Source organism: Cupriavidus sp. PB-02 (assembly GCF_058252315.1).
Genome location: NZ_CM177694.1, coordinates 1948664 through 1971813 on the forward strand (window position 1 = coordinate 1948664; position 23150 = coordinate 1971813).

Annotated in this window: 20 protein-coding genes and 3 pseudogenes; 10 read left to right on the forward strand and 13 right to left on the reverse strand. The window is 61.7% G+C overall.

The annotated features are described in order from the left end of the window. The 5 genes and pseudogenes from AC10V3_RS09335 to AC10V3_RS09355 all read left to right on the forward strand — a co-directional run. The gene (locus AC10V3_RS09335) at positions 1-135 is read left to right on the forward strand and encodes an SDR family oxidoreductase (protein ID WP_374063658.1); all 135 of its coding nucleotides are present in this window, start codon (positions 1-3) and stop codon (positions 133-135) included. Between the two features lie 23 nt (positions 136-158). Continuing rightward, positions 159-776 carry a hypothetical protein gene (locus AC10V3_RS09340; protein ID WP_349606948.1) on the forward strand — a complete coding sequence of 206 codons (618 nt, stop codon included), beginning with the start codon at positions 159-161 and terminating at the stop codon, positions 774-776. A gap of 391 nt (positions 777-1167) precedes the next feature. Continuing rightward, complete coding sequence (locus tag AC10V3_RS09345) at positions 1168-2235, forward strand: porin (RefSeq protein WP_022534956.1); 1068 nt, start codon at positions 1168-1170, stop codon at positions 2233-2235. 374 nt (positions 2236-2609) lie between these two features. Then, on the forward strand, positions 2610-3080 hold the full coding sequence (locus AC10V3_RS09350) for a plasmid fertility inhibition factor family protein (RefSeq protein ID WP_022534957.1): 471 nt from the start codon (positions 2610-2612) through the stop codon (positions 3078-3080). A 338-nt stretch (positions 3081-3418) separates the two neighbouring features. Then, positions 3419-3825 (forward strand): annotated as a pseudogene (locus AC10V3_RS09355) (transposase); the annotation flags it as partial. Between the two features lie 243 nt (positions 3826-4068). Here the strand turns inward: AC10V3_RS09355 and AC10V3_RS09360 are convergent. The 6 genes from AC10V3_RS09360 to AC10V3_RS09385 form a co-directional block, all read right to left on the reverse strand. Further along, positions 4069-5046 carry an NAD(P)H-dependent flavin oxidoreductase gene (locus tag AC10V3_RS09360; RefSeq protein WP_022534959.1) on the reverse strand — a complete coding sequence of 326 codons (978 nt, stop codon included), beginning with the start codon at positions 5044-5046 and terminating at the stop codon, positions 4069-4071. 33 nt (positions 5047-5079) lie between these two features. Beyond that, a complete protein-coding gene (locus AC10V3_RS09365; RefSeq protein ID WP_022534960.1) occupies positions 5080-6057 on the reverse strand; it encodes a Bug family tripartite tricarboxylate transporter substrate binding protein in 978 nt (325 codons plus the stop codon). A gap of 130 nt (positions 6058-6187) precedes the next feature. Then, positions 6188-6649, reverse strand: coding sequence for a MaoC family dehydratase (locus tag AC10V3_RS09370; protein WP_011154309.1), 462 nt, complete (start codon positions 6647-6649; stop codon positions 6188-6190). 20 nt (positions 6650-6669) lie between these two features. Next, a complete protein-coding gene (locus AC10V3_RS09375; RefSeq protein WP_454751925.1) occupies positions 6670-8328 on the reverse strand; it encodes an AMP-binding protein in 1659 nt (552 codons plus the stop codon). Positions 8329-8346: 18 nt separating this feature from the next. Next, entirely contained in the window at positions 8347-9882 is a 1536-nt protein-coding gene (locus AC10V3_RS09380) for an acyl-CoA synthetase (protein ID WP_022534962.1), read from the reverse strand. A gap of 27 nt (positions 9883-9909) precedes the next feature. Then, complete coding sequence (locus AC10V3_RS09385; RefSeq protein WP_349606953.1) at positions 9910-10737, reverse strand: Bug family tripartite tricarboxylate transporter substrate binding protein; 828 nt, start codon at positions 10735-10737, stop codon at positions 9910-9912. A 251-nt stretch (positions 10738-10988) separates the two neighbouring features. Here AC10V3_RS09385 and AC10V3_RS09390 point away from each other — a divergent pair, with 251 nt between their 5' ends. Next, the gene (locus tag AC10V3_RS09390) at positions 10989-11915 is read left to right on the forward strand and encodes a LysR family transcriptional regulator (RefSeq protein ID WP_022534964.1); all 927 of its coding nucleotides are present in this window, start codon (positions 10989-10991) and stop codon (positions 11913-11915) included. A 383-nt stretch (positions 11916-12298) separates the two neighbouring features. Here AC10V3_RS09390 and AC10V3_RS09395 read toward each other — a convergent pair. The 3 genes and pseudogenes from AC10V3_RS09395 to AC10V3_RS09405 form a co-directional block, all read right to left on the reverse strand. Next, a pseudogene (locus AC10V3_RS09395) lies at positions 12299-12979 on the reverse strand (tripartite tricarboxylate transporter substrate-binding protein); the annotation flags it as partial. A 134-nt stretch (positions 12980-13113) separates the two neighbouring features. Beyond that, entirely contained in the window at positions 13114-14124 is a 1011-nt protein-coding gene (locus AC10V3_RS09400; RefSeq protein ID WP_349605742.1) for an IS5 family transposase, read from the reverse strand. A gap of 120 nt (positions 14125-14244) precedes the next feature. After that, positions 14245-14556: pseudogene (locus AC10V3_RS09405) on the reverse strand (Bug family tripartite tricarboxylate transporter substrate binding protein); the annotation flags it as partial. A 746-nt stretch (positions 14557-15302) separates the two neighbouring features. Here AC10V3_RS09405 and AC10V3_RS09410 point away from each other — a divergent pair. Beyond that, on the forward strand, positions 15303-15452 hold the full coding sequence (locus AC10V3_RS09410) for a hypothetical protein (RefSeq protein WP_349606955.1): 150 nt from the start codon (positions 15303-15305) through the stop codon (positions 15450-15452). A 29-nt stretch (positions 15453-15481) separates the two neighbouring features. On the opposite strand, the gene AC10V3_RS09415 is transcribed toward AC10V3_RS09410, so the two are convergent. From AC10V3_RS09415 to AC10V3_RS09430, 4 genes are all read right to left on the reverse strand, one after another. Then, positions 15482-16063 (reverse strand): YceI family protein, encoded by a 582-nt coding sequence (locus tag AC10V3_RS09415; protein ID WP_022534966.1) that lies wholly within the window; start codon positions 16061-16063, stop codon positions 15482-15484. 239 nt (positions 16064-16302) lie between these two features. After that, entirely contained in the window at positions 16303-16719 is a 417-nt protein-coding gene (locus AC10V3_RS09420) for a rubredoxin (RefSeq protein WP_022534967.1), read from the reverse strand. 203 nt (positions 16720-16922) lie between these two features. After that, positions 16923-17624 carry an alpha/beta hydrolase gene (locus AC10V3_RS09425; RefSeq protein WP_022534968.1) on the reverse strand — a complete coding sequence of 234 codons (702 nt, stop codon included), beginning with the start codon at positions 17622-17624 and terminating at the stop codon, positions 16923-16925. 40 nt (positions 17625-17664) lie between these two features. Further along, complete coding sequence (locus AC10V3_RS09430; RefSeq protein ID WP_022534969.1) at positions 17665-18495, reverse strand: dioxygenase family protein; 831 nt, start codon at positions 18493-18495, stop codon at positions 17665-17667. An 87-nt stretch (positions 18496-18582) separates the two neighbouring features. Between AC10V3_RS09430 and AC10V3_RS09435 the strand changes: the two genes are divergently transcribed. From AC10V3_RS09435 to AC10V3_RS09445, 3 genes are all read left to right on the forward strand, one after another. Next, complete coding sequence (locus AC10V3_RS09435; RefSeq protein WP_022534970.1) at positions 18583-19497, forward strand: LysR family transcriptional regulator; 915 nt, start codon at positions 18583-18585, stop codon at positions 19495-19497. A gap of 644 nt (positions 19498-20141) precedes the next feature. Then, positions 20142-21503, forward strand: coding sequence for an MFS transporter (locus tag AC10V3_RS09440; RefSeq protein ID WP_022534971.1), 1362 nt, complete (start codon positions 20142-20144; stop codon positions 21501-21503). A gap of 50 nt (positions 21504-21553) precedes the next feature. Further along, positions 21554-23032: an aldehyde dehydrogenase gene (locus AC10V3_RS09445; RefSeq protein WP_022534972.1), complete on the forward strand. Its 1479-nt coding sequence runs from the start codon at positions 21554-21556 to the stop codon at positions 23030-23032. Positions 23033-23150 lie beyond the last annotated feature (118 nt).

Here is a 23150-nt window from a genome sequence, read left to right on the forward strand (position 1 = left end):
GTGGCAAAGGCTGTCTTGTTCCTGGCCTCCGACTGGGCCGCGGCCATCACCGGGGTGAATCTGCCGGTGGATGCGGGATACCTTGTGGCACGATCCTGGGCTAGCTATGGCGGTTTGCGTCGGGCGACCGCCTAGACAAGCCACCGGCTGCCCACGGAATGCAACTGAATAACATCCGGCTGCCGTTCGATGTTGATGTCCACTGCCGCAGTGGAGGCTGCTGGTTGCGCGGCGCGATGGGTAGTGTCGCATTGAAGGCGGGGGAAAGTGCGCGGGTGAGCGCGTATCGGCGCTTTGACCTGTACACCATGTCGCATAGCCTCATAGCAGCCAGTGATGCCATACATTTTGACGTCATGGCTTCGAGGCGTCCCATCCGGGACGAGAGCGGTGATCACTCGCCGCGCAACTGGGCGCACGATCCGGCGAAACCCCTTACCTTGAAACTTGCGCGGGCAGTCTTTGGAGAACCGAATGCGCCTTGGAGTCGGGCGCATGCCGCAAGGATGCTCGATCTTTCACTGCGAGACCTCAGTGCGTGGATGCTCAGAGAGGGGGCAGCACTGACAAGCTTGGTTTGCGAGCAGCGTCTGATGCGAGCATTGATCGAGGTCTCGCAAGGCAAGGGCCAACATGGCAGGTATGGCTTTGTATCGCGCGAGCGCCGTGATACCGCCTTCTTTGAACGCTTCGGTGTATGCGTGGAACAGGCTGCCGTGATCGGCCGAGTCGGTACGGTGAGTTGGTCCGGTGACTTGGTCCTGGAACCCGGTTGACGCGGGTCGGTGGCAGGGCCGTCGGTCTTTATCGACGGTCAGGCGCAATCGTGCCCCGGCATGCCCGACGGTCTCGTCGGTGATGCAACTGCCAAGCGTTTATAACCGGGAGGGGACAGGTTTGGGGCAGACCGACACAAATTCGTCAAAAATCTGTCACTCACGTCAGAGAGATATCGGCGCGCCCCGGCGATGGAGTTTAGCTGCCGGACGTGCACATATTGTTCTTGATTTTGAAATGATTGTGCGAATCTCTGCATAATTGTTGACTCATTGCTGTCACATTCCTGTCGCACTATCTGGCGGCCGCGTCGGTGGGTGGTTTCGGCTCGCATGCAAGCCGTGACGCCACCGGCTGGACCCTCCGCCAAATAAGAACCTGGAATTGACAGTGAAAAAAGCTCTCTTCGCAGTAGCAGCCGCAGCTTGCGCCATGTCTGGCTCTGCCTTTGCCCAATCGTCGTCCAATGTGACGCTCTATGGCATCGCTGATGCCGGCATCAGTTTCCAAAACCACGTCAATGGTGGCGCAAATGGCAGTGGCTCTGTCGTTGGTGTGACTTCCGGGGGCCTCTCAGGTTCACGCTGGGGTCTGCGCGGGGTCGAGGACCTCGGCAGCAACCTGAAGGGCGTCTTCGTGCTGGAAAGCGGCTTCGATATCGATAGCGGCAAATCCGCGCAGGGTGGCCGGCTCTTCGGTCGCCAGGCCTACGTTGGCCTGCAGGGCAATTTCGGTGCCGTCACCCTCGGCCGACAGCAAAATTCGCTGTATGACCTGTTCGGAGCCTATGACCCGATGGCGGCGGGCCCGATGTACTCCCTGAATTCGGTCGACAATCAATTTAACGGTCGCGCCGACAACGCTATCAAGTACACCGGTAAGTTCGGCGGCTTGACGGCAACCGGCTTCTATAGCTTCGGCCGCGACGTGAACTCCGGCCTCGGCGGCGAAGTGCCGGGCCACTTCCAGGTCGGCAAGAACTTTGGTGGTGGTTTGGCCTACGCGAACGGGCCGTTCTCGGTGGGCGTCGCGTACGACCAGTTCCAGGGCAGCACCCTGGCTTCCGCGGACCTCGCCGCAAAACGTGCTGCGATTGGTACGTCGTATGCCTTCGGCGCTGCCAAGGTGTTTGGCGGCTACCGCTGGATGCGTGACGAAGTCACGACTGGCACGGCCCGTCACGACAACCTGTACTGGCTCGGCGCGAACTACAAGTTCACTCCCGCCTTTACCCTGACCGGCGCGGCTTACTACACCGACGCCCGCACCGACAGCAAAGATTCGTGGATGTTCGTGCTGAACGCTGACTACGCCTTGTCCAAGCGTACTGACGCGTACCTGCTGCTTGGCTATGTTAACAACAAGGGCAATGCAACCTTCGGTGTGACCAGTACGCCCAATACGATGCCAGGCCAAAACCAGACCGGCGCAATGCTCGGCATGCGACATCGCTTCTAACTTCCTGCCCGCAGGACGAGGCGCGCCCCCTGGCGTGCCCACGACAGTCTCATATCGACCTTGGCTTTCACTGTTAAGGGCGTTTGGCCGGCACAAGTGTCGGCCATTTTTTTCGTACGTCGCTCGCTGTCAACCGGTCCAGATGGGTTTCCCACGCGGCGGAACTGGGGCAGCCGGGCAGCGACGGAGCTTCGACGGGGGCAACTCATGCCGCGCCGCGAAGCCATCCGCTTTAGTGATCGGCGAGTTCACACAGGCGCGGCGCTAACGCATAATGCTTGGTCATACGAATTTCATTGCAGCGCTGTTCCAACCGCGCCGCATCGAATCCGGACCCGACGAGGCTTCGGAGAGAACAAGAAATCGGAGTCGCCTTGCCAACAGATCAGGTGCAGCGCAGTTCTGACGGGAACTGGATCGTTCCTATCCCCGGTCATAGTCCCTATTCATTCACCCGCATGAAATGCGGCTTCGACGCCCCCGACTCGCGTCATAAGGTGGTCTTGATCGACCTGAAGAAGCTGCTTGCTTGCGCAGATCGCGATAAAACGGACTATGTCCTCCAGGCTGCGCAGTACTGGCATGCGGGCAAGGTGCGCGGCATTCGCGAGTTCCTGGCACCCGGGCAGGAGCGGATTCCGGAAATTCCCTATGTAACGTTCACAACCCGGCGCTGCCGTACGTTAGCCGGATTGATTGGCTTTGCCCGCGAAGGTGTGGTGTCGTTTCGAAACGGCCAGCATCGCGCCCGCTATCTGGCCTTTGCGGGCGCAGGCGGCCTGCCGGTCGAGGTCCATGAAACTGAGGCGGATCTGCTCGAGCGTTTTTGCGGTTGGGGTCGTTAGCAAACGTCTGAACGCTTGACGGGCGCGGAAAGGGAAGAGTCTCTGCCTGGTTGTCGATCGAACACGGCGACCAGCGCTGCATGAAATCAGCGGCTGTCCTGGTCGAAGGGGTTCCAGCCGATCGTCCGGGAATCCTGGGCCAACGGCGCCGATCAGTCACGCAGGCAGAGGGGCGCGAACGGATCAGGCAGCCATCGCTTCCGGCTTGGCGCTCGCGCCTTCCAGCGAAAAGCCGCTATAGCGCTTCCAGCGCTGACTTCGTGATGATGTCCTTGTATTGCTTGCCGCCACCCAGATATACGAGGAAGACTCGCGGCTTGCCAGGGACGTTGGCACCCCTGGTGCACACGGTGCGGGGCACGGCGGGCAACGTCAACGACGTGGTTGAGGCCAACAGCCTGCTGCATGGCGACGAAACCGACGCGTTTGGCAATGCGGGCTATCAAGGCGTGGACAAGCGTCCGGACGCGCGGGCGGGCGTGAACTGGCACGCGGCGATGAAGCCCGGCAAACGTCGCGTCCCGGACCAAAGCAAACCGCTTGGCGCGCTCGTCAATCAGGTCGAGCGAATCAAGGCGGGCATCCGGGCCAAGGTCGAGCATCCGTTCCGGGTCATCAAGCGGCAGTTCGGCTACACCAGGGTCCGCTTTCGAGGGAGAGGAAGAACACCGCGCAACTCATGACCTTGTTCGCGCTGTCCAGCTTGTGGATGGCGCGCGGCAAACTGCTGGCTGCTCGAGCATGAGCGCGGTTCGGGCTCATGCTGATGCCTCGCGCGCAGCCCGCGAATGCTGCTCCGCGCGTGCCAGACAGCTTCGCTCTGGGCTGATAGGTTGGCGTCGTGGCGCATTTAGTTTCCCGTTAAATGGCCAAGCATACTCGATTCGCGTTTGTGCAGAGCATCCTTAGATCCAACGGTACCGAGAAAGTCGGATACCGCAGTCACAGTGATTGCACTTGTGTTGCGCGATGCCCTTTTGTCTTGGGATCAGGGCAATCGTGCAATACGATCGCGCGCAGCAACGTACTCCCGACTAAGCCGTCTCACGATCTCGGAGGTGGTAGGAATGTCATGGATCTGCGCCACGCCATGCCCGGCGCCCCAGATATCCTTCCAAGCTTTTGGCTTGGAGCGACCATCCGCAAAGCTCATCTTGGATTTCTCGCCTTCTCTCAGATTGTCGGGATCCAACCCAATACGCTCGATGCTTTCGCGGACGTAGTTTCCGTGCACACCGGAAAATAGGTTGCTATAGACGATGTCAGACGCGCCGGCCTTGATCAGCGATTGCTTGTAGTCCTGGCTCGCATTGGCTTCCTCGCTGGCGATGAAGCGCGTACCGATGTAGGCAAAGTCAGCGCCCATGGCCTGCGCCGCAAGAATTGCATCGCCGGTGGCGATAGCGCCGGACAGCGCGATGGGACCGTGGAAGCGACGACGGACCTCACCTACCAAAGCCATCGGCGACAGAGTTCCAGCATGTCCACCGGCACCGGCAGCGACAAGAATCAGCCCATCAACACCAGCTTCCAACGCTTTCTCTGCATGGCGCAGATTGACCACATCATGGAAGATAATGCCGCCATAGGAATGGACGGCTTCGACGATCTCCCGCACCGGCGCCCGCAGTGAGGTGATGAAGATTGGCACGCGATGGCGCACGCACGTTGCTACGTCTTGTTCCAGCCGCACATTGGAAGTGTGGGCAATCTGGTTGACCGCGAGCGGCCCGACAATCGCGCCGGGATTGGCCGCCCGAAAGGTGTCGAGCTCCTCCCTCATCAGCGTCAGCCATTCATCGAGTAATTCCGGCTGACGCGCATTCAATGCGGGAAACGAACCGACGATGCCGGCCTTGCATTGGGCTAGCACCAATTCCGGATAGCTCACCGTGAACATTGGCGACGAGATCACTGGCAAGGTCAGGTTCTGCAGGATGGGAGGCAGATGGGGGGCGGTAGCCATGATGGTGGTTCCCTTGAGTTGATTAAGTTCGGCTCAATCGAGCGACACACCGGAAAGTTTCACGCGTTCGCTCTGGATTTTTCGGTCTTGTGCCAGAAAATCCTTGAAGGCCGCTGGTGTGGAGCCTACCGCGACATAGGAGAACGCATCGATATACTTTCTCCGGAAGTCTGGAGACTGGACGATGCGGCTGACGTCAGAGGAAATCTTCTCCACTAGCGCGGTCGGCGTGCCATGCGGCGCCACAAGGCCGATATTGAAGACCGCATTGATCTCCTTGATCCCTAACTCCTTGAAGGTGGGCACATCGGGCAGCGCCGCCGAGCGCGTGTCCGCCGAGACGGCGAGGGCCTTGAGCGCGCCGGACTTGACGTGCTGCTCGATCACCGAGACGCCGAGCACGGCGGCATCGATCTGCCCTGAGATCACTTCTGGGATCAGTGGCGCGGCACCCTTGTAAGGGACGTGTACCATGGTCAGGTTCTCGTTATGCGTGAACATCGCCATGGGTAGGTGCGCGATGCCGCCGGCGCCAGAGGAGCCGTAGGTCATCGGCTTGCTTGCCGAAACCTTCTTCGCGAGCGCGATGAACTCCTTGAGTGAATTGGCGGGCGAGGTCTTCGGCACGAAGAACACCAACGGTAGTGCCACGAGTCGCGAGACCTCGGCAAAGTCCTTGTCTGGGCTGTACGGCAGCTTTTTGTACAGGAATTGGTTCATGGTTAGCGCAGCTTCCGTGCCAGCAAACAGCGTGTAGCCGTCCGGCGCGCTCTTGGCGACGAACTCGGCGCCGATGATTTCATTGGCGCCAGGCTTGTTCAGCACCACCACCGGCTGCTTCCACGCATCGGCAAGCCGTGGCGTGAGCCCTCGCACGAAGCTGTCCACCGGCCCGCCGGCCGAGTACGGCACGACGATGGTCACCGGCTTGCTCGGGAAGCTCTGTGCCGCCGCGGTGCCGGCAACCGTTAGGGCGACCAGCATGCCGGTCAGTCTGATAAGGGATTGCATGGTGTCTCCTGGTGTTCGTCTGGGGTTGCAATGCGCTACCGCGCGGGCGGCCGCGGACAGGGGCCCCGATTCTGCGATCGGATACCCCGCTGAAATTGATAATGGGAAAAAGCGGCGATGTGGCGCGCGTTCAGGCGGCCTGGGCGTCGCGCTTGAGCACCAGCACGTCGGTCGTGCCGTCCTGGATCACGCCACCGGTCTGGTCGATTAACTGCAGTCGCCGGTTCACGCGCCCTACGCGCTTGCTGGTGCCGGCCTCTGTTTCCAGGATCTCCATCCTGAGCCGCAGCGTCTGGCCTACGAAAATCGGGGCCGCGAAGGTCCAGTTCTGCAGCGACATCATGGCCACGGCTGATTTGTCAAAGACGCCGAGTTGATGCAGCATGCCGGTGGCCAGTGCGATGCCTAGCGCACCGTGGACCACACGCTGTCCGAAGCGCGTGCCCCTGGCGAATTCCGCGTCGGCATGGATCGGATTCCAGTCTCCAGACAACATTGAGAACATCGTCAGGTCGGTCTCGGTGATGGTGCGGCCAGTGCTCTCGAACACCTGCCCGCGAAGGAAATCCTCGAAATATAGCGTAGTCGGCATGAAATTTTTCCGGAGGGGGTTCACGCGCCGGCGGCCGGGACAAGTTCCGCCAGCCGCGCCAGTGCCAGGTCGCGCAGCCTGTTGCGCTGGATCTTCACGCCGTTGGAGCTCAGCGTGACCGGATAGGCATCGACGAACCAGACACGCGCGGGCACTTTGAACGGCGCTACTTGGGCGCGCATCTGGGCCATGACATCGGCCTCGGCTAGCCGGGCGCCGTCAGTGAGGATCAGAAAAGCGACCACGCGGGTCTGCCCATCGATTTCCACGGCGACCACTTGCGCATCGGCGACACCCTCGAAGCGCTTGAGCACGGCCTCGATTTCGACCGGGTTGACCAGGAACCCGCCCAGGCGAATCGCATCGCCCATGCGCGTTTCATACACGAAAGTGCCGTCGGCGCGTAGATGGCCAAGGTCACCGGTTCGGAAATAGCCGTCGGGACGTACCGCTTCAGCGGTTGCGTCCTGATCGTGGTCATACCCCAGGAACAAGCTCGGTGCGCTGATCTCAATCTCGCCGGACTGTCCAGCCGGCAGCAACGCCCCCGTCTGGACATCACGGATGCGCACGGTGGCCTCGCCCCGTGCCACCGGGAGGCCGCCTCCTTCGATGCGCGCCTGCACCGGCAGCGTCATCGGCTGGCAGGAAAACAATGCCAGGACTTCGCTCGATCCGTACAGCCCTGCGAGTGGAATGCCCCGTGCGCAAGCCTCGCGGGCATATTCGGAGAAGCTTGAAGTAAATGCACCGAAGCCGAATAGCCGCGCGGCCGGAAATGGCCGGTTCGCCGGTGCCGTGTCCAGGATGCGGCGATACATCTCATCGCTGCCGAATGTGTGCGTAACACGCTGGTCAGCCAGCAGCCTGGCGGCCTGAGGCCCGTCAAACGTGTCGAGCAGTACCACGGGCGCGCCCCCCGCGAACGCCGCCAGCACGCCATTCAGCCCGAATACGCCGCAGAATGGCAGCATGGCCAGCATGACCGCACCATCCGCATCCATGCCATAAGCGTGTGCACAACGCCAAGCATGATCGACGAGCGTGTGTTGGGGGTGCATCACCAGCTTGGGGCCTTTGGTGGTACCCGAGGTTGTGAACAAAATGGCGCAGGCATTGGGATCGGATTCATCCAGCCCTTGCACCGGCTCGCGCATATGCAAATCGAAAGGCACTACCGGGCGGCCCAACAGACGGGCGGGCGTTGCCGGACTGGCATCCACCACCGCGATGGCTTGCAGCGCGGGCAGCGAGGCGGGATCCACGGCATCGAGAATCCCGGCGAAGTCGACCTTTCGGAAGCCTGGTTGCAGCACCAGCAGGCAGGCGCCGCTCTTTTCGATGAGGTAGCTCACCTCTTCACTACGATAGCGCGTGTTGACCGACACCAGCGTCGCGCCGACGCGCGCCAGCGCAAAGAACAGCGCCAGCCATTCGATGCGATTGACGAGCCACACACCTACCCGGTCTCCCTTGCCGATACCCTGGGCGTCCAACCAAGCGACTGTGTGACGGCACAGCAGATCGAACTCCGCATGGGTGATGGCACGCTCACCCTCTATGAATGCCACCGCATCCGGGTGTTCTGCCAGGTGCGAATCGATCAGGCTCCACAGATTCGTCCTCATGCGGCCTCCCGTATTGCTGCATTCGCAGCGTGTTGATTGTTGTTCATCCATACACTTGCTGCCGCTTGTTCAGATCCTGCGCCCGGCATGCTGCCAGTAGCCATCGCGCAGCTTGCGCTTGTGGATCTTTCCGCTTTCCTGGCGCGGCAGTTCGGTGCGCAGTTCGATCACCTTCGGCACCTTGTAAGCGGCGAGCCGGTCTTTCAGCCACGCACGCATTCCCTCCGGATCCAGTTGCGCGCAGTCGGCAGGCTGTACCACTGCCACGACCATTTCGCCAAACTCTTCATGGGGCACGCCAAACGCCGCGCAGTCCGCCACACCCGGCATGCCGGACAGCGCGTTTTCGATTTCGGCCGGGTAGATGTTCACACCGCCGGAGATCACCATGTCGCTCTTACGGTCGCAGATGAACAGGAAGCCGTCGGCATCCACGTAGCCCATGTCGCCTACGCACGCCAGTCCTTCGCAATCCATCGCGGCGCGCGCCTCAGGGCGATTGTGGTAGGTAAAGTCCGCATAAGCAGGCTGGCGCACATGGATGTTGCCAACCTCTCCTGTGCCGAGGCGGCAGCCCGCGTCGCTGTAGATGCGCACCTCGGCCTCGCTCACAGGCCGGCCGACCGACCCGGGCTTGCGGATGGCGTCCGCGGACGAAATCACGGTGATCATGCCCATTTCGCTGCACGCATACGATTCGTTGATCACTGGCCCCCACCAATCGATCATGGCCTGCTTGATGGCAACGGCAAAGGGCGCGCCTGTACAGGCGACGAAGCGCACGGACGACAGGTCGTAGCGGTTGCGTACGTGTTGCGGCAATGCCAGCAGGCGTACGCACATGGTGGGCACCAGGTACAGGTGCGTGATGCGATGGCGCTCGATGGCGCGTAGCGTGGCTTCGGCATCGAAGCGGGGATCCAGCACGACCAGCCCGGTCGCCAGCATGGCCTGCATACCGTAGAGATTGGGGGCGCCGTGGTACAGCGGCGCGGACAGGTACACGCGCGCATCCGCGGAAAAATCGAACACGGCCTTGACGGTATCGCGCAGCAGGCGCGGCTGCTCTGGATGCAGGCCCTGCGCGAGGCGCCGCACGCCTTTTGGACGTCCAGTAGTGCCGGAGGTATAGGCGAAGCGTCCGCGCGGCCGGTGCGACGGACCGCTGTACGCCGCCTGTGCGCTGCGCCATGCTTCATAGCGAAGGACGTCTGCCGGCACTTCGCCGGTAACGCGCGAAGTGGGATAAGCCTGCAAGGCCAACGGTTCTGGCGTGACCGCCAGTACGCGCACCCCTTCCGGGATCGCGGCACGCAATGTTGCTAACAGGTCCGCCTCGATGAACAGGACACAGGCACCGCTGTCCTGCAGGATATAGCCCAGCTCATCCACGGTGAACCGCCAGTCCACCGGACAGTGATACGCGCCGACGCGGTTGCATGCCAGCGTGATCTCGAACAGCGCGGGCGCGTTGCGAAGCACGATGGCCACGACATCGTCCTCTCCCACGCCCAGGGCAGCCAGGCCGCCGGCAACCTGCGCGGCGCGGCGTTCGATCTCAGCGCCGTCGAACCGGGCTTCGCCATATTGCAGTGAGGCAACCATCAACTCTCTCCTTTGCGGTACGTGCAGTTATTCGGGCTGCAGCCCGGCGTCCTTCACTAGGCGGCCATGGACCGCCAGTTGGTGTTTGATCAGACGGCCGAACGCTTCAGGTGACGAGGGCGTCAAAGGAAAGCCCAGCCGGTCCATTTGTTCGCGTACCTTCGGATTGTTCATCGCGGCAACGAATGCTTGGTTCAGACGGGTCACGACGTCCTTGGGCATGCCCGCCGGTCCGACCAGACCTGCCCACGGCATGATCTCCAGATCCTGCATGCCGGCCTCGCGCAGGGTCGGCACATCAGGAAGCAGGCTGTTGCGCTGGGCATTGATGGATACCAGCGCGCGCAGTTTGCCCTCGCGCAGATAGGGCGCGCCGATGGTCGTACCGATCATGGCCTGGGTGCGGCCGGCGATCAGATCCAGCATGGCCGGCGGCTCGCCCTTGTAGGGCACCTGGGTCAGCTCAATGCCAGTGAGTGTCTTGAAGTGCGAGAACGCGACCACGCCGGTGTTGTTGCCGGTGCCGTAACTCAGCTTGCCGGGATTGGCCTTGGCGTAGGCAAGGAACTCTTTCAGGTTGCTGGCCGGGACGGCAGGGTTCACGTACAGGAAAAAGCCGAAGCGGCCGACATCGGCGATGGGCGTGAAATCGGTCAGCACGTCGTAGGGCGGCTTCTTGCGCAGCGCCGGCACCAACGACAGGTTGCCCGACGTGGCGAGCAGCAAACGGTAGCCGTCCGGTGTCGCCCGGGCCACCTCCTGCGCGGCCACTTGCCCTTCCGCGCCTGGCTTGTTGTCGATCACGATGGGCTGGCCAAGCTGGGCCGATGCCGCCTGGCCGACCACGCGGGCCACTGTATCCGTAGTTGCGCCGGCGGGAAAAGGCACCACTAGCGTGATGGGCCTGACGGGATACTCGGCCTGCGCATTCGTTGCGATTGTCGCACTACAAAGCAGTAGCGCGGGTATGATCCGCTTCATGTCTCCTCCGCCTTTTTAACAAGCAAACTGGGCTTTGGGAGAGTATTGCATCCACATTTCAGGCAGGTAAGCCTGCGCTTGCGCACAGGTGCGTTGCGCGCAGCACACCAATCGCCGCTCAAACTATGGAACTCGACGCTTACTTGTTTTTCGCCACGGTTGTGGAATCTGGCAGCTTTATGAATGCGTCGCTCAAGCTTGGCATTGACCGCTCCAATGTCAGCCGGCGTATCCGTAAGCTGGAGCGCGATGTGGAGGCGCAGCTCGTACGGCGGAGCACGCGCCGCATGAGTCTGACGGAAATAGGCGAGGCGTTTTACGCGCAATGCGCCGTCATCCGCGCCGAGGTAGAGCGCGCGGACGAACTACTGCATACCTTCGGCACTTCCATCCGCGGTCCATTGCGTGTGAGTTGTCCACCGGCGGTCGGCCGACTGTACTTGACCGCTATGTTTGCCGAGTTCTGCAATCTGTATCCCAAGGTATCGCTGTCGGTGAGCTTCAAAGGCGGTGCCGTGGACCTGATGGAAAATGATCTCGACTTGGCTTTGCGGGTCACCAATGACCCCGGCGAACATTGTGTGGCGCGTGCACTCGGGCCGATCGAATGGATGCTATGCGCGAATCCCGAGTATTTGGAGCGGCATGGTCGACCGGTCACGCCGGAAGATTTGGCGTCTCATACCTGCCTTGGCGTGCGCACACGTGTGGGGCTTGAATATGTGCGAGAAGGCAGTGACCTCGTGCACAGGGTTTCCATCCAACCGCATTTGGAGTGCTCGGACTATGGTTTCCTCGGCGAAATGGCTGCGGCAAAGCTTGGCATCGGCTTGCTGCCTTCGTATGTCGCAGTAGAACATCTGCAAAGCGGTAGGTTGGAAACCGTCCTAAACGAATACAGGCTAACCCGTTCGCCTGGCGGCACACTGTACGCGATCACGCTCCCTAACCGATACACGCCGCCGCAGTTGCGTGCATTTATTGACTTTCTGAAATGCAAATTCGAGCAGGGCTTGCCTTGGGGAAAGGACCTGATACGAACAGGGGCATAGCCCCCGCGAGTGCAAGGCGCAGCTGGAAGCCGCTATTGCATTCGAGTCTGGGCGAAAGGGGGCCGCTGAAAGCCTGAACAGTCAGCGCGGAGCGAAGCATGCTCGTCGTAGCGGCGAGTTTGTATCTGCGTTGGAGGCGCAGAAGAGGCGAGACGCTGTCCAAACGGGGGTCGAGGCCAAGAGCAAGCAGGAGGAGCGCCCCTGATCACTGGAGTAGGAAGACTAGCCAGCTGAAGGGGCCGGCCAGCTTCGACTCGACGTTGGTCGCGTTCGATCTTCGCGTTGCTTTGAGCTGCCGCCTTGTTGCGGATTTGCCGGTGCGCCAGATGTGCAGTTATTTCGGTTATGCCTCGCTCCAAGAGGCTCAGCGGTCGATTGCAGGCTTATTGCAGCGGGATGCCGGTGTCCTTGACCACGCGTGCCCAACGCTCGCGCTCACTCTTGATGAAGTTTCCGAAATGCGTGGGCGTATCGCCGCCGGGCACGCCGCCCAGATCAGCCAGGCGTGATTTGACCTCGGGCTCGGCGAGGATGATAGCCACGGTCCTCTGCAGCCGGTCGATCACGGCCGGAGGCGTGCCTGCCGGGGCCACCAGGCCAAACCACGCAGTCACCTGGAAGTCCTCCAAACCGGCCTCCTTCATGGTAGGCACGTCTGGCAGCTCAGGGACGCGGCTCGCGCTGGTCACGGCCAGAGCACGCAATTTGCCCGACTGGATATGAGGCAGGGAGCTGGGGAGATTATCCACCATCATGGTTACCTGGCCAGCGACTAAGTCGGCCACGGCCGGCGCCGCGCCCTTGTAGGGCACATGGATAATGTCAGTACCGGTGCGTTTGCGGAACAACTCGCCAGACAAATGGACCGACTGGCCAGTGCCGGACGAGGCGAAGGAAAGCTTGCCGGGCTGGGCCTTGGCCAGCGCTACCAGCTGGGCCACTGTACGCGCCGGCACGTTAGCATTGACCACAAGAATGTTGGGTACCGACACCACCATGCTGACCGGCGCAAAGTCCTCCGCGCGATAAGGTAGTTGCCGGTACAAGCTATAGGGAATTGCTGATCAATAGCAGCGGCGCTGGAGGTCGACGGATGTTTGGTGCCTGATTTTCACCATGCGGAAGAAGAGAGAGATCTGAGCCTCATTTCGCGCCGCATGCCCCTCATCTCGTGCCCTTTCGGGCTCGATTTGCTTGTTCAAGACGGATTGCTCCCCTGAAACGCCAGCAACGGCTTTTTGGCGATCACCAGATTTGCGAGACCGAACAGGCTGAACATCTGTGCGGTGTTCTTGGCCAAGCCCTTGTAGCGGGTCTTCTTGTGACCAAACAAGTTCTTCACCACGTGAAAGGGATGTTCCACCCGCGCCCGAATCTGGGCCTTCTTGCGCTCCACTGCCTTCGTCAGGTCCTTCCACCGACCTGCCGGCATCTTTTCAACCTTGCTGCGCTTTGCCGCTACGTGCCAGCTTATGTCAGCGCGGATCGTCCCTTGCCCTTGGGCTTGTTTGATCTCATCCCTGCGCTCCACACCTGTGTAACCCGCATCAAGATGCACTTGGCTTTCCTCGCCATGCAGCAGGTGATGGGTGTGAGCGATATCGCTTTCGTTAGCCGCCGTCGTGTGTAAGCTGTGCACCAGTCCCGAGTCGGCGTCGGCGCCGACGTGCGCCTTCATCCCAAAATGCCACTCGTTTCCCTTCTTCGTCTGGTGCATTTCCGGATCGCGCGACTTGTCCTTATTCTTGGTCGAACTCGGTGCCGCGATCAGCGTGGCATCGACCATCGTGCCCTCTCGCATCAGCAGCCCCCGCTCACTGAGCACGGCCTTGACCTCATCGAACATCGCGGCAGTCAACTCGTGCTTCTCGAGCAACCGGCGAAACTTGAGCAGCGTAGTCGCATCCGGCGCCGACTCTTGCGACAGATCCACACCCACGAATTGACGCAACGCCTGGCTGTCGTAGAGGGCGTCTTCCACGGCTTCGTCACTGAGACTGAACCACTGTTGCAGACAGTACATCCGCAACATCCTCTCCACGCCAATCGGCTGCCGCCCAACACGGCCGCTCGTCGGATACAGCGGCTCAATCAACGCGGTCCACCGTGCCCACGGCACGATCCGATCCATCTCACCGAGAAACTTCTCGCGCCGTGTCACGCGCTTCTTCTTCGCGAACTCAACATCGGCAAAGCTCGTTTGTTTCATCCTTGTCTTTGTTTTCAACGCCTTCACCTTCAACGCGCCATGCTTTCCGTCAGATGACCTGTGGGTGAATTGATCAGCATTTCCATAGTTGATCGCATTGGGTCCGATATTGCCCATCATCAGGGTATAGCCGTCGGGGGCAGATTGCTTGAGCGCCTGCGCGCCAATGATGCCGGCGCCTCCGGCACGGTTTTCTACCACTACTGGCTGGCCCAGGAGTTCGGCCATGCGTTTGCCAACCAGACGCGACGCGATATCCGTTGTACCTCCCGCTGCCGCAGGCACAATCAGGCGGATCGGCTTGTCGGGGTATGCCGCCAGCGCGGCGCCAGGGACGGCCAATGCCGCCACGCCAACGGCCCCCGTCATCCCGGTTGTCACCAATACCAGCCTGGCGATTGCCAGCCGCAGTCTTTCAAGGCCTTGCTTCATCGTCGTCTCCCTAGTTGATCACGCCAAGGCGTGCGCCCGCTATTTGCTGGATTGGTTCCAAAGGCGCGGCAAATACGGTAAGCCCACGGCGGTGACATTGGAATTCACCATTCACAAACGAGGCCTTCGACTTGACGAAACGCATGATCCCGGCAGCAACGAGCCTGCCGACCCCTTTTCCGTTCCGAGATGTGCGTGGGCGAAACGCTGGAGCATTGCCCCGTGATGCTCGGCTTCAGTGCCTTGGGGATGGCCAAATGCGGGGTGAATGTTGTGGCACGGCGAGACGAAACGCTGCTTCGAGAGGCTAGAGTTGCTGCGACGGGACACAGGTTGGGTTGGCGCTCGCAATCCACTAGGGCCGCGTGATCCATTATCTGCGCTGTTGCTCTCGCTATCTCGCGAACTATCAGCAGCGGGGGGCTCAGGGCTGTCCATTTCAAGCACGGGAGCAGAGTCGGTGGTCGACTATGTCATTGGCCAACGCATGAAAAGGAACGGGCGCATGCGATGGGCGATTACTGGAGCCAAAGGACTACTGCAGGTTTGATGTGCTGTTCTCAACGGCGAGGCAATATGCAATTTCAGGTGGTGGTATCCCTCGGCCGGAAGATCGTGCCATATGCGATTGTGGACTGTACGGTATAAACAGCGCTCCGCGTTTGGCCACTTTCAAGCTCGGGGTCTACGAAAACTGCGACTGATTGCTCCGCCTTGGCTATCTGCTGCGCGCTGGAGTATCGTGTTTGTCCGATGCACAGGAGGCGCGCGAGATGCGAGGCTGGCAAAGCACCTATTTGGGCGCGCGCGAGGTGCCGCGTGAACTCAGCTGTTTCGAATTGCAGACGTTCTTCAAGCGCTTCACCTCACGTGTACCGCCACGTCAACGTGACTGAACCAGTCAGGCTGGTCGGCGGCCCAAGCATCAATCGGCCTTCACACCTTCCACTTGGATGGCCAGCTTCACTTCCTGCTTGAAACCATACTGCTCACCGTAGTTCACGCCAAAGTCGGCGCGACTGAAGGTGCCGGTCGCATCGGCGCCGCAGGCTTCACGCTTGAGCATCGGGTGCTGAATGCATTTGAAGTCATGGATGGCCAGCTTGACGGGCTTGGACACGCCGTGGAGCGTGAGGATGCCGTCGACTTCGGTCGGCACGTCACCCTTGAACTTCGAGAACTTGCCCTTGTAGCTGGCTTCCGGGAACTTGGCGACATCGAGCATTTCGGCGCTCTTGACATGCTCGTTCAGCTTTGCATTGCCGAAGTCGATCGATGCCGGGTCGATTTTGACGTCGATCGAGCCCGCCCTCGCTGCGCGATCCAGGATCACAACGCCGCTGGTCTTGTCAAACTTGCCACGCCAGATTGAAAGACCGCCCATGTGATCCGCTTCAAAGCTCGGATACGTATGGGTCGGGTCGAGATTGTAGGTCACAGTGTTAGCTGATGCCACGCCAACAGCGGAAAAGGCCGCGATCGCGGCAAAGACGGTACGCAAGTTCATGGGGAGCAAACAAACCTCAGTAAACGAATAAGAGAAGGCAGGATGTCTTTTTCTGACATTCTGACGCCAACGCTCGTCGGGCGTCTGGTGTATTGATTATTGGGTGTGCAGCACCGTCGGCGGAAGCCTCTCGTTCACGAGTGTATTCAAAAAATTTGAATGCCCTCACGCGCCGGCAATGCGGAACTGTTGCTCACCGCCCCCCGTTATCAGCCCAAGCGTCCCCGCTGCTCTAACCCTCAAAACTCCACCATCGCAAAATCGTCTTTCCCCACATCGCACTCCGGGCAGCGCCAATCAGCAGGAATGTCTTCCCAGCGCGTGCCCGGCGCGATGCCGTCTTCAGGCCAGCCGTCGGCTTCGTCATAGACCCAGCCGCAGATGATGCAGACCCATTGCTTGAACTCGTTGCTGGAGGCCTCCACTGCAGCGGGGGTGGCAGTAACGGACTTGGTCACGGTGCCTTCCGGCTCTTCCAGACTAAACACCAGCGGCGACGACTGCGTCTGCTCCCTGTTTCCCATTCGTGCCTGCAGTTGCGTGAGCAGGGCTTGTGCTTCATCGGTGGTCAGGTCGATCCAATAAGGATCGCCGGCGCCGTCGTTCAAGCGTTTCGGGGAAAACTGGATTTCTACTGCGGTGCCTTTTTTATACATGCGACAGGGACGATGGAATCTGGTGTCTGCCGGCGGCTGCGGTGGGCCGCGCCGGCACAGTGGGCGAAGCGGAAGCACCGCGCGGCGGCTCAGCCGTGCATCTCAGTACGACGGAGGCGAGCAGGCCAAGCACGGCGACCAGACCCAAAGTCGAGGGGCGAGAGGTTGGTGTGGGGTTAGCCTGAGGCGGTGGGTTGCGTCGATCAGGCCAGCGCGAGCGGGCCGGCCAGCCATAGCGCGAAGTCGCTGACGACTTGCTGGTTCAGCGTGTGTCCGATCGGATAGCGGCGGTTCTGGTTTGGCACGCCCAGCGCAGTCAGCCACTCTTTGGCGCGCTCGGCCCAGGCCACTGGCAGCTTGTCGTCGAACTCGCCGTGGGCGATCAGCGCCGACAGCTTGGACAGTGCCTCGCGCGGCCCGAGATGCGGTTCGATCTCGGGCAGGATACGGCCGCTCAGCACTGCGAAGCCCGCTACCTCTTGCGGCGTGGTTAGCGACACGCTGGCGCTGAGGATGCCGCCCTGGCTGAAACCGGCGATCACCGTGGGCACGCGCTGCGCTGCAGTGTTGGCATCCTGCGCATGGAAGCTGCGCACCAGCGTGATCAGTTGCTGCCGGCTGCGCTCGGCCTGCGCCGCGTTGATGGCCGGCGCGCCGCCCTGGAAGCTGACTTCGAAGAAGCCATGCTGGCGCGGGCCGAAGGTCAGCGGGCCTTGCACCAGCGCTACCTGCACGCGCGGGTCGATGTAGCTCGCCACGGGAGCGAGGTCGGTCTCGTTGCTACCGACGCCGTGCAGCAGCAGTAGACGCCCATCTGGGACGCCATCCGTGTCGCGCAGGCGATAGCGCAGGCCGGAGGCAGCATCCTGCTGCAGCGGGCCGATGTCTTGTGGGGTGGTGTTCATCTCAAATCCTGTGTTCAAGGCTTGGGGACGGAGTTTTTGCTCAGGCCGCCGCGCTCGCGCCGATCGCATACGACTCCATCGACAGTACGCCATAGGTGATGCCGCCGTCGATCACCTGCAGCGGCTCGCCCGCGCTGGCCGCGCCCACGGCCATCAGCAGCGGCAGGAAGTGCTCGTCGCTTGGGTGTGCGCGCAGGGCATGCGGCGCGAGGCTGCGGTAGTTGATCAGCGGCTGCACGTTACCGTGCTGCGTGGCGGCCTGCACCGCGCCGCGCACCCAGCGGGTGAACTCGGCCACATAGGGCGCCTCGCCGCCGCCGTGGACGCGGAACTCGTTGAGGTTGTGCGTCATGCTGCCGGAGCCGACGATCAGCAGGCCCTCGTCGCGCAGCGGCGCGAGCGCGCGGCCCAGCGCCAGTGCGCCGGCAGGGTCCAGCGGATGCGGCAGTGGCACCTGGAACACCGGCACGTGCGCATCGGGTAGCAGGTGGTGCAGCGGCACCCAGGCGCCGTGGTCCAATCCGCGCTGCGGGTCCAGCCGCGTGGGGAAGCCGGATTCCGTCAGCAGTTCGGCCGTGCGCGCGGCCAGGGCCGGATGGCCGGCCACCGGGTATTGCAGCTCATACAGCGCGCGCGGGAAGCCGCCGAAATCGTGGATGGTATCGGGCTGCGCGTTGGTGCTCACGCGTACTTCATGCGGCGTCATCCAGTGCGGCGACACCACCAGCACTGCTTTCGCGGGCGGCAGCGTGCGACCCAATTCAGTGAGCTGCGGGCCGGCCATGCCGGGCTCGATGGCGAAGGTGGGCGCGCCGTGCGAGATGAACAGCACGGGTAGGGTGGTGCGAGTGGCGGTGGCGGTAGCGGACAAACGCAGTCTATTGGTTTCGCATTCGCTGATAAACTGCCTATCCTGTGATTAATCGTCCCGATAATCGAGACAATCAGCAAGAACGTGATGGATAGAGCCCTGGAAATGACTGTCTTCACCGCCGTGGTCGATGCGGGCAGCTTCGTCGGCGCAGTGGAGGGGCTGCGCATGTCCAAGGCGGCGGTGTCGCGCCATGTGGATGCGCTGGAGCAGCGCCTGGGCGTACGGTTGCTCCAGCGCACCACGCGCCGGCTGTCGTTGACCGAGGAGGGACGCATCTTCTACCAGCGCGCCAAGGAAGTGCTGGGGGCGCTGGACGATGCCGAGTCCGAGGTCAGCTCGCGCACACTAGAGCCCAGCGGACTGGTGCGCATCAACGTGCCGCTGACCTTCGGCATCCTGCACCTCGCGCCGCTGTGGGCCGCGTTCATGGAGGCACATCCGCAAGTGGACCTCGACATCACGTTGAACGACCGCGTGGTCGATCTCGTTGACGAAGGCTATGACCTCGCCGTGCGCATCGGCGACATGCCCAGTTCCGCCCTGATCAGCCGCAAGCTGGTCAGCACGCGCGTGCTGCTGTGCGCCACGCCGCGCTATCTGGAACGGCACGGCACGCCGCTGCATCCGCACGACCTCGCGCAGCACCGCGTGCTGGCCTACACCAACTGGTCCGATCGCGACGAATGGCATTTCGACGGCCCGCACGGGAAGGTCAGCGTGCGCACGCGTGCGCGCGTGCACACCAACAACGGCGACACCTGCCGCGCCATCGCGCTCGGTCACGGCGGCGTCATGCTGCAGCCCAGCTTCATGCTGCACGAGGACTTGCGTAGCGGCGCGCTGGTAGAGCTGATGCCCGATTTTCGCGCCGCCGAGATCGGCGTGTACGCCGTCTATCCCACGCGCAAGCAGCTGGCGCTGAAGGTACGGCGCCTGGTGGATTATCTGGTGGAGGCTTTTAAGGACGTGTCGTGGGAGCCGGCGGCCCCAACGCGCTGAGCAGCGCCACGGCCGCAGGTCGACACCACAACGGATACGAAGGATGCGGGGCCACACCGGCGCAGGCAAGCATGGGTTGCCGGCCAGTCCATCGTGATCACCGGCGTATCGCTGACCTGACCCGCCGCGATGCCAGCGGGCCAGCGCGCCACCAGCGGCACGCGGATGCCGCAGGCGGGGACGAGCTGGCCGCGTCTTCGGGCTGCACGCGGCATCCTGAATTTACGCTGGCGCTGGCGGGAAACGAAGGGCACGGCCTCGGCGCGCACCAATGGCCCTGCTCAATCTCTTGTCCGCCCCGCCAGTCAACGTTGGCCTGTTGCGCAGGTTGGGAATGAGGCGAAAGCCGCACTTGCGAACGCCTGGCGCCTCCTTTGTTTTGGATTGCGATCCCTCTGGGCTGGCCATCAAAAATGTCCATGCTTCCAGGCAGCGGTCTCCCTATCCGGTCAGTTCGACCGGGCTAAACCGGTCTTTTAGAAAAGCTTGATTGTCCGTTGCGCCACAAGTCCATTAGATTGGACCGAGCCGCCATTTCGGTGAATCAAACAGAAGAGAGACCATTCAGGAGACAACCGCCATGAATTGTGGACCCGTAGGTGACTTTGGCAGTGCAGGCGTTGCAGCGTCCAGGGAGGCGATCCATGGCAGCCACTGACGCGCGCGCGGGGGTGAATCCCGACCAGGTAATCCAGAAGTGCGCGCGGCGCATTGTGCCACTCGCCCTCTTCGGTTTCTTCCTTTGCTATCTCGATCGCTCCAACGTCGGCATGGCATCGCTGACCATGAATGCCGACCTGGGTATCACGCCAGCAATGTATGGGTGGGGTGTCGGCTTGTTTTTCTGGGGCTATTGCCTGTTTGAGGTGCCTAGCAACATTGCGCTGGCCCGGTTCGGCGCCCGGGTATGGATCGCGCGCATCATGGTGATGTGGGGTGCCGCCTCGCTGGCGATGGCCTGGGTCTGGAGTCCTGAAAGTTATTATGTGCTGCGCTTTCTGCTCGGCGTGGCCGAAGCGGGGTTTGTCCCTGGCGTGATCTATTATTTCCGGCTGTGGTTCCCGGAGCGGTACAACAACCGAATGATCGGTTTGTTCCTGTTGGCCAACCCCCTGTCGGCATTGATCGGCAACCCTCTCTCCGGGCTCCTGTTGCAAATGGACGGCATATTGGGAATGAAGGGATGGCAGTGGCTCTTCATTATTGAAAGCGTGCCGACCATTCTGTTCGGCATCGTGATCTTCTTGCTGTTGCCGAACTCCCCGCGTGCAGTCAACTGGCTGGCGCCGGCGGAAAAGGAATGGCTCGAGAACACGCTGGAGCGGGAGCGTATCGCCCGTCAGGGCATCAAGAGTGAATCCGTCGCCGGTGTCCTGCTGAGTGCGCGGATCTGGGTGCTTAGCTCGATCTATCTGGGGATCGTCATCGGCATCTACGGCGTTGGGTTCTTCCTGCCGCAGATCGTGAAGGAGTTCGGCCTGTCCACGGCATCGGTCGGATTCGTCAGTGCGATTCCGTCATTGTTCGGCGCCATTGCCATGGTGTTGTGGTCGCGGCATTCGGACAAGACCGGCGAACGGGCCGGACACACCGCCATTGGCTGCGCGCTGACGATGTTCGGACTGGCGCTGGCAGCCTATGCGCCGACACCGATGATCTCCATGATCGGGCTCACGCTCACCTCGATGGGGACGCTGGCTGGGATGGTGACCTTCTGGTCGATGCCTAACGCGCTGATCTCTGGCGGGCAGGCCGCGGCGGCCTTTGGACTGATTAATACGATCGGGTCCTTCGGCGGGGTGGTCGGCCCGAACATCATGGGTTACCTGCGCGGCAGCACCGGCGACTTCCGAAGCGGACTTCTCGGGCTTGCAGCGTGCCAGATCGTCGGCATCGCGGTGGCGTTGTACTTCCGCACGGCCGTCAACGCCGCGAGGGCGTCGCAAGGTCGAACCAGCACATTCGCGACGCCGCAGCATGGCCTCGGCAGCAGGGCCGGCGAATGAACGATTGCCATCCAAGCCAGCAAAGCTGGACCTACAAGAATGAGGATCAAATGAAACGCTATCAGTTGTTCATCGACGGCCGTTATGTCGATCCGGTGAAGGGAGAGTGGTTCGATACGGTCAACCCATATACCGGCGAGGCCTGGGCGCGCATCCCTCGAGGCACGAAGGAGGACGTCGATATCGCGGTTGCGGCCGCGTCGCGGGCTTTAAAGGAAGGAGCGTGGGCGACGATGACACCCACGGCGCGGGGCAAACTGATGCGCCGTCTCGGCGACCTGGTCCTGGAGAACGCGCAGCGCCTGGCGGAGACCGAAGTACGGGACAATGGCAAGCTGATGAGTGAGATGCTGGGCCAGCTTCGGTCCCAGCCTGAGTGGTGGTGGTACTTCAGCGGCCTGGCCGACAAGATTGAGGGCTCGGTCGTACCCCTTGACAAGTCCGATGCCTTTGCCTTTACCACGCACGAGCCGGTTGGCGTGGTGGCAGCCTTGACCGCCTGGAACTCGCCTTTGCTGTTTGTGGCGATGAAGTGCGCGCCTGCTTTGGCGGCCGGCTGCACAGTGGTCCTGAAGCCCTCCGAATTCGCTTCGGCGAGCACGCTGGAGTTCATGGAACTGACGCAGCAGGCAGGCTTCCCGGAAGGGGTGTTCAACGTCGTCACCGGCTTGGGTGCGGAAACCGGCGCCGCCTTGGCTGAGCACCCGGACGTCGCCAAGATCAGCTTTACCGGATCGGACGCCACGGGGGCCAAAGTCTATGCCGCGGCTGCAAAGTCGATGAAGCGGGTATCACTAGAACTGGGCGGTAAGTCACCCAACATTGTGTTCGAGGACTGTGATGTCGCTCAGGCCATCGCCGGTGCGGTGTCCGGAATTTTTGCGGCGACGGGTCAGACTTGTGTCGCCGGTTCCCGATTGCTGGTGCAGAACAGCATCAAGGACCGCTTCGTCGACCAGCTTGTCAGCATGGTTGCATCGGCACGCGTCGGCGACCCCAGCGCGCCGGAGACGAATATTGGTCCTGTCGCAACGCCGGACCAGTATCAGAAGGTGTTGCGGTACATCGACATCGCCAGGTCAGAAGGCGCCCGCTGCGTATTTGGCGGGGAACCTGTCTGGGATCTCCCTGGTGGCCAGTTCGTGCAGCCCACCATTTTTGTCGATGTGACGAATGACATGCGCATCGCGCAGGAGGAGGTCTTCGGCCCTGTGCTGTCCGTCATCGGGTTCGATGACGAAGCCGACGCAGTGCGGATCGCCAATGACGTGATTTACGGGCTTGCAGCCGGAGTGTGGACTAAAGATATTTCCAGGGCACTGCGTATGTCCAAGGCGCTGAAGGCTGGCACAGTCTGGATCAATACCTATCGGGGGATGAGTTTTAACTTGCCGTTCGGCGGGATGAAGCAATCCGGGCTAGGCCGTGAGAACGGTATCGAATCGGTTCGAGAGTTTCTGGAGACCAAGAGTGTCTGGGTCTCCACTGCTACAACTGCGCCGGTCAATCCGTTCATTCTGCGGCTTTGAGGTGGCGTCTGGCGCGCGCGGGGCGCTACCCCGGAAACCGGATTCCGGTCCGGCTTTTGCGGCATGCCGTCCTGCGTATTGCCAGCGGCTGAAGGGGGGACGGGGGCGGGGTCTATAC